We start from the raw sequence: 6,499 nt of genomic DNA, 5'->3' as shown, positions 1-6,499 counted from the left end.
CCTGTCGCCCGGGGACGAGGCCGGGCCGAACCGCTTCCCGGCGCGGATCGAGGAGCTGATCTTCCACGGCGACCACACCCGCGCCCGGCTGTCGCTGCTGGGCCGCGACGATTTCGTGCTCAAGCTGCCGAACGCCGATGGCCGGCCGGCCCTGGCGGCGGGCGAGGCGGTGACCGTCGGCTGGGCCGCCGCCGACTGCCGGGCGCTGACCGCCTGAGTGACGGGAATCATTGAGCGACCGACCATCCCGGATGTAGGACGGATCAGTTCCGCCGACTCATCCAGGGACGCCGCGATGCCGGACCCGGTCGTACCGATCGAGACCGAGAGGCTGATCCTCCGCCGCTTCGTGCCGGAGGATTTCGAGGCGTTTCACGGCTATCACCGCCTGCCGGAGGTCGCCCGCTATCTGTACCGCGACCCGCGCACGCCGGAGCAGTCGCGGGCGGCGCTGGAGCGGTTCAGCGCGCTGAAGTTCGAGGGCGAGGGCGACGAGCTGGTGCTGGCGGTGGGCTCCCGCCGGACCGGTGCCCTGCTCGGCGACGTGGTGCTGAAATGGGTCAGCCGCGAGGCCCGGCAGGCCGAGATCGGCTACACCTTCGCGCCGGAGGCCGGCGGCCACGGCTATGCCACCGAGGCGGCGCGGGCGGTGCTGGGCCTCGGCTTCGGCCGGTTCGGCTTCCACCGCATCTTCGCCCGCTGCGACGCCTTGAATGCGGGCTCGATCGGCGTCCTGCGGCGGCTCGGCATGCGGCAGGAGGCGCATCTAGTCCAGAACGACCGCTTCAACGGTATCTGGGGCGACGAGCTGATCTTCGCCATGCTGCAGGAGGAATGGGAACGGCAGTCGGCGCGCTGAGCCCTCAGGCCGCCGCCTTTTCGCCGGGCTCGTCCCGGCGCGGCAGGGGATAGAAGATCCGCACCGAGGTGCCGCGGCCTTCCGCGGATTCGATGCGGAAGCGGCCGCCCAGCGCCTTGACCATCTCGGCGCAGCCGGTCAGGCCCAGCCCGACATGGCTGCCGGCCCGCATCGAGAAGAATGGCTCGGTCGCTTTCGCCCGCACCGCGGCCGACATGCCCAGGCCGTTGTCGATCACCTCCAGCACCAGCCGCCGCCCGAAGGGGAAGCGGTGGGACAGCCGGGCGCGCAGCACGACGCGGGAGTCCGGCTTCCCGGCGGCAGCCACGGCCTGCTCGGCGTTGCGGATCAGCTCGTCCAGGATCAGGTGGAACTGCGGCGACGCCACCAGCGCCGCCCGCGCCTCCTCCGGCACGTCGAACTGGATCCGCCCGCCATGGTCCTGCGACAGGGCGTCCAGGATGCTCTGCAGCGCCACGTTCCGGGTCGGCTTGGCCGAATAGGCGATCTTCAGCAGGCCGTTGTTGATGCTGTCCAGCTCCTCCGCCGCGCGCGAGGCGGCGGCGACCAGCTCCGGATCCGGGGCCTGGCCGTCGCGCAGGCTCTTGTTGAACAGCGCCAGCGCCGCGATCCGCGACCGGGTCATATGCGCGAACAGCGAAGCGAAGGAGCGGATCTGCTGGTCCTTGCGCCGCGCCATGATCGATTGCTGGTGGATGATCACCCCGACCACGATCACCGCCGCCAGAGCCAGCCCGAAGATCGCCACGTTGCGCAGTGCATTCTCGGCGATGTGCGCGGTCTCGTTCAGCGTGCGGCTGTGCGCCCCGGTGGTGCCAGAGACCTGGAACATGTCCTGCTGGATGTCGGTCAGGAAATCCAGCGTCTCCTGGTCGTTCGCCGCCGCGCCGAGATTGGGCAGGACGCGCGTCCGGATGGTCTGGATGCTGCTGTCCAGCCGCGCGAAGTCCTGCGGATCCAGGAAATGGTCGATGTATTGCAGGTTGCGCAGCGCCACCATGTTGAACTGCAGCAGCCCGACCTCCTGCGCCAGCTGCGGCTGCCGCTCCCCGGTCGCCATCGACAGCCGCAGCAGCCCGACGATGTTGGCCAGCCGCTCCCGGATCTGCGAGCCGCGCCACTGCACCTCGTAGGACTGCATCAAGAGGATGTCGGTCTCCTCCCGGTAGTGCTCGGACCGCATGAACGACCAGGACCCCAGCAGGATCGCCACCGCCAGCCCGGCATAGGGCACGACGTCGAGCCAGCGCCGGATCCGCTTGTTCACTGGCCCGGCCTCAGCGCGACGACGAACCAGACCCAGATCGCGTTGCGCCCGGCGGTGTAGGATTTGGGCAACTGGTCCAGCGGCCAGATGATCGAATAGGGCCCGGAATCCGCCAGGTCGAGCGGCCGGAACTCCTGCCCCTCGGCGCAGCGGCCGCTCTTGTGGTCCGCCCCCGTGCAGCCTCGTTCGATCGCCAGGATCGGCTGGTATTGTGAGATCTCGTCCATCCGGATCGCGGTGATGAAGTCGTCATAGGCGAAGACGTCGATCGATCGTGCATCGCCCAGGCCGCTGCGGGCCAGCACCTCCCTCAGGTCCGGGCCGCGATAGCGGATCGTCTCCCCGCCCTCGGTCCACGGCGTCCCGGTCTCAATCACCCGCTGCGGGAACGCGGACTTGATCTGGTCCGGCGTGTAGGTGGCGATCGCCTGGCCCGGAGAGCTCTCGACCCGGAGGATATGTGGATCCTCGTAGCCGACCGGGGCAGCGGTCGCGCCGCAGGCGAGGGCCAGCATGGCGGCGGCGGGGATCGCCATGCGGAGGACGCGGAACATCAGTCGAGCCGTGGACAATGCCGGTTGGAGGGACGGGAATGGTTGGCGGTCATGCTCAGGCGCCTTTCGGGAACAGCCCGTTCTTCAGCAGCTTTGCGCGCGCCTGCTTGTAGTATTTCTCGACGGTGTAGGGGTCGATGCCGAAGCGGTCGCCCATCTTCTCGTAGATCTCCTTGCGCTTGACCCCCTTGGGCCTGCTGCGCATGAAGTCGATGATCTCCTGCTCGCGCGGTGTCAGGCCGGAATAGTAGAATTCCGGGGTCACCGCCTTGACCGCGGACAGCGACAGCGAGAAGCGCGTGTCCGAGATCTTGTCGATGATGCTGGACAGCGTGTCGCGGTCGAGGCCGGTCTTGCCGACATAGGCGTTGGCGCCCAGCATCCGGCAGGCCTCGCCCTCCTCGACGCTGTCCGACCCTGTGACGACGATGTGCAGCGCGTCGGGCGAGGCGTCGATCACCGCCTTGACCACGGCCAGCCGGTGCTGCGGCGAGGTCGGGTCGAAGCCGGGCAGGCCGGGGTCGATGATCACCAGGTCGAAGCTGTGCTCGCGCAGCAGCCCGGCGGCGATCTCCCAGGTCGCGGCGCCCTGCACGATGCAGTCCCGCAGGGCGGCCTTCAATTCGCCGATCAGGGCCAGGCGCATCAGGTCCTGATCTTCGATCACCAGCGCACGTGAGGTCTGATCGGCGGCCGTCATGACTGCATCTTCCACGGTGGGACCCGAGCAGGATCCTAGTCCGGCCGTCAGGGGTGCGCTAGGCCAGGATTCGTCTCGAATGCCATTGAATGTCCTGCGGAAAAAGGGGTGGTCTCACCCCTTTCGTCGACCCGGGATTCTGGCCTCAAGTGATCAGGTGACTGCGGGCCTGATTCCGTCTGTCGATCGTCTGTGAAAGTCTTACGCGGATGGAAAATTTACTAAAAAGCGCGACATGTTTTGTCAACTGGAACCTTGTCATGCCGGCGGAGTTCCTTGAGGGCATCTTGCATGCGTCGGCCGGATATCCGCATCAGGCCCTTGCCGTCCGGCCGGACCGGCGCGCCGCGCAGCCCGTGATTGAGGACCCGTGATGACCACGATCGGCATCGGCACGCTTTACCGCAACCGCGACGTCATCGAGGGGCCGGTCCGCACGCTGTTGTTCCAGGACCGGATCCGGCTGGTCCCGAACCCGCATGCGGCGGAGAGCCCGAGGGCGCCGGACCTGCTCGTCTATTCCGGCGACGACCACGAGATCGGCGGCGCCTGGGCCTGCCGGCGGGAGGATCGACCCGTCTTCTACAACGTGCAGATCCGCGACCCGCACGTGTCACGGCCGATCCATGCGACGTTGTGCCCGTCCGACCAGGATGGCGACCGGTTCGACCTGTTCTGGTCGCACTAGGAGAGGCGGGCCGGCGCCGATCCGGCCCCACCGCTGTCGGGCTCAACCCTTGTTGTCATTGCCGGGCTTGACCCGGCAATCCAGGGATCGCCGAGAGCGGCTCTTGAAAGCCCCTGGATCCTCGGGTCGAGCCCGAGGATGACAATAAAATAGAGGAGATCCGAAGTTAAACGTGTGTCGGTTGCGCGTCTCGCTGTGCCGATCACCCGTGGATACGGCCTCTACTGACCTCCCAACGCACGAAAAATCTTCTGCCCGGCGCGGCCGGTCTGGGGCATGCCAAGGCGCTGCTCCGCGGCCGAGATCGCGGCGCGGGTGGCCGGGCCGATCTTGCCGTCGGCCTGGCCGCCGATGTCGTAGCCTTGGGCCAGCAGCAGCTGCTGCAACCGCAGGCGCTGGGCCCGCGACAGGCCGGGATCGTCCGTCGGCCACGGCGTGCGCAGCGCCGGCCCGCCGGACAGGCGCTGGGCGAGGTAGGAGATGGCGATCGCGTAGGATTCCGCCGCGTTGTACGAATAGATCGCGTCGAAGTTGCGGAACACCAGGAAGCCCGGGCCCTGCGGCCCGGCCGGCAGGATCAGGCCGGCCTGGCCGCTGCCCGACAGTGGCGCGCCGTCGGCCCGCACCACGCCGCGCTGGGCCCAGGCCGACAGCGGGTCCTTGTCCTTGCGGCCGGTCGGGCCGCTGTAGCCGGCCGGCACCCGCACCTCGATCATCCAGGGCTGGCCTTCCTGCCAGCCGGAGCGCTTCAGGTAGTTGGCGGTGGAGCCGAGCGCGTCGGCCACCGAATTCACCAGGTCGCGCCGGCCATCGCCGTCGAAATCCACCGCCAGGCGCTGATAGGTCGACGGGATGAACTGGGTCTGGCCGAAGGCGCCGGCCCAGGAGCCGTTCAGCTCGTCCAGCCGCAGGTCGCCGGCGCTGACCAGCTTCAGCGCCGCCATCAGCTCGCCGCGCCAGAAATCGGTGCGCCGCTCGCCGGCGCAGACCAGCGTGGCCAGGGCATGCGGCAGGAAGTAGCCGCCGGCCTCCTTGCCATAGTCGCTCTCGACGCCCCAGACCGCGGCGATCACCGACCGGTCGACGCCGTAACGCTGCTCCGCCTGCTGCAGCACACGGCCGTATTTCGACATCATCGCCCGCCCGTCGGCGATGCGCTGGTCGTCGACCAGGAAGGCCAGGTAGTCCCAGATCGGCGTCACGAATTCCGGCTGGGCCTGCGAGAAGCGCAGCACCTTGTCGTCCGGCTGGGTCAGCCCGGCGAAGGCGCGGGTGGCGACATCGCGGTCGACCCCGGCCTTCACCGCGGAATCGGCGAGGCCGGAGACGCAGGAGCCGAAATCGGCCAAAGCCGGCCCGGCGGCCAGCAGCGGGAGAAGCAGCGCCGCCCTGAAGGTCCAGCCGGATCCGAACAGCCGAGACGTCATACCCTTCCTCCACGCGATGGAACCCACGCCGCGGTGCGGCGGCGCGATCCTGTCCCATCCGGGCGGCGGGCACAACCCGGGCCAGGACATCGGCCGGCCGGGCGCCGGCCTGTGCGTCAGGCGTCGTGTCCGGCGGCTTCGAGGATCAGCCGCGTGATCACCTCCGGATGGGAGATCAGCGCCAGATGGCTGGCCTTCACCTCGATGGTCTTGGCGCCCATCCGCTTGGCCATGAAGCGCTCGAGATCGGGATTGATCGTGCGGTCCTCGGTCGACACCGCATAGAAGCTCGGCTTCGATCGCCACGCGGCCTGCGTGATCTTGCCGGTGAGCAGGGCCTTCTGGAACGGCTCCTGGACCGCGTAGAGCACCTTTGCCTTCGCCACCGGCAGATCGCCCGCGAAATCCCGCAGGAAGGCTTCCTCGCTGAGACGCCCTTCATCGCCGTCGAAGACGATGCCGGCCGTGGCCGGCGGCGTCGGATAGGTCTTGGCCAGGGCGGTGTAGTCCTCGCCCGCGTCCGGCGCCCGCGCGGCAACATAGACCAGCGCCGAGACGTTCGGGTGCATGCCGGCCTCGGTGACGATCATGCCGGAGAAGGAATGGCCGACCAGCACCGTCGGGCCATCCTGCCGCGCCAGCACGCGCTCGGCGGAGGCGACCGCCTCGGCCAGTGTCGTCAACGGGTTCTGGACGGCCGTGGCATTGAGGCCCGCGGCCTGCAATCTCCCGATCACCTCCGACCAGCATGACCCGTCGGCGAACAGGCCGTGCACGAGCACGACGTTGCGGGCCCGGGGGACGGCGACCGGCGCGCCCGGGGCGGCCGGCGACGCGGCTCGGGCAGGTGCCGCCGCCAGCACGGCGGTGCCGCCGGCCGCAGCCAGCCCCAGCAGGAAGTCTCGGCGATCAATGGCGTTCAGCATGGTCTCACTCCGCAGGAATGGGCGCTCCCGGCCCAGATCGGCTTCGGAAAGCTGCGG

General features: G+C 68.9%; 8 protein-coding genes. 3 read left to right on the top strand and 5 right to left on the bottom strand.

Translation table 11 applies throughout. The features are described 5' to 3' along the window. Both ABDW35_RS06140 and ABDW35_RS06135 read left to right on the top strand, forming a co-directional pair. On the top strand, positions 1–217 hold a 217-nt coding region (locus ABDW35_RS06140), incomplete at its 5' end, for a TOBE domain-containing protein (protein WP_343712972.1). A 78-nt stretch (positions 218–295) separates the two neighbouring features. Next, entirely contained in the window at positions 296–859 is a 564-nt protein-coding gene (locus tag ABDW35_RS06135) for a GNAT family N-acetyltransferase (RefSeq protein WP_343712971.1), read from the top strand. Positions 860–863: 4 nt separating this feature from the next. Here ABDW35_RS06135 and ABDW35_RS06130 read toward each other — a convergent pair whose 3' ends face one another. Genes ABDW35_RS06130 through ABDW35_RS06120 form a run of 3 tightly spaced genes read right to left on the bottom strand, consistent with a single transcriptional unit; the run spans position 864 to position 3,401 of the window. Then, the gene (locus tag ABDW35_RS06130; protein ID WP_343712970.1) at positions 864–2,147 is read right to left on the bottom strand and encodes a sensor histidine kinase; all 1,284 of its coding nucleotides are present in this window, start codon (positions 2,145–2,147) and stop codon (positions 864–866) included. Continuing rightward, positions 2,144–2,701 (bottom strand): hypothetical protein, encoded by a 558-nt coding sequence (locus tag ABDW35_RS06125; protein WP_343712969.1) that lies wholly within the window; start codon positions 2,699–2,701, stop codon positions 2,144–2,146. Before ABDW35_RS06125 ends, ABDW35_RS06130 begins: the two co-directional genes overlap by 4 nt. Before the next feature lie 55 nt (positions 2,702–2,756). After that, on the bottom strand, positions 2,757–3,401 hold the full coding sequence (locus tag ABDW35_RS06120) for a response regulator (RefSeq protein WP_034840239.1): 645 nt from the start codon (positions 3,399–3,401) through the stop codon (positions 2,757–2,759). Between the two features lie 373 nt (positions 3,402–3,774). Here ABDW35_RS06120 and ABDW35_RS06115 point away from each other — a divergent pair, with 373 nt between their 5' ends. Next, positions 3,775–4,089: a DUF736 domain-containing protein gene (locus tag ABDW35_RS06115; protein WP_343712968.1), complete on the top strand. Its 315-nt coding sequence runs from the start codon at positions 3,775–3,777 to the stop codon at positions 4,087–4,089. Positions 4,090–4,310: 221 nt separating this feature from the next. Here ABDW35_RS06115 and ABDW35_RS06110 read toward each other — a convergent pair whose 3' ends face one another. Further along, positions 4,311–5,516, bottom strand: a complete 1,206-nt coding sequence (locus ABDW35_RS06110) for a lytic murein transglycosylase (RefSeq protein WP_343712967.1) — start codon at positions 5,514–5,516, stop codon at positions 4,311–4,313. Between the two features lie 116 nt (positions 5,517–5,632). Further along, on the bottom strand, positions 5,633–6,442 hold the full coding sequence (locus ABDW35_RS06105; RefSeq protein ID WP_343712966.1) for an alpha/beta hydrolase: 810 nt from the start codon (positions 6,440–6,442) through the stop codon (positions 5,633–5,635). Positions 6,443–6,499 lie beyond the last annotated feature (57 nt).

Origin of the sequence: Inquilinus sp. (genome assembly GCF_039594555.1) — a bacterium.
Lineage (GTDB): Bacteria > Pseudomonadota > Alphaproteobacteria > DSM-16000 > Inquilinaceae > Inquilinus.
This window is presented reverse-complemented; position numbering and strand designations above follow the sequence as displayed.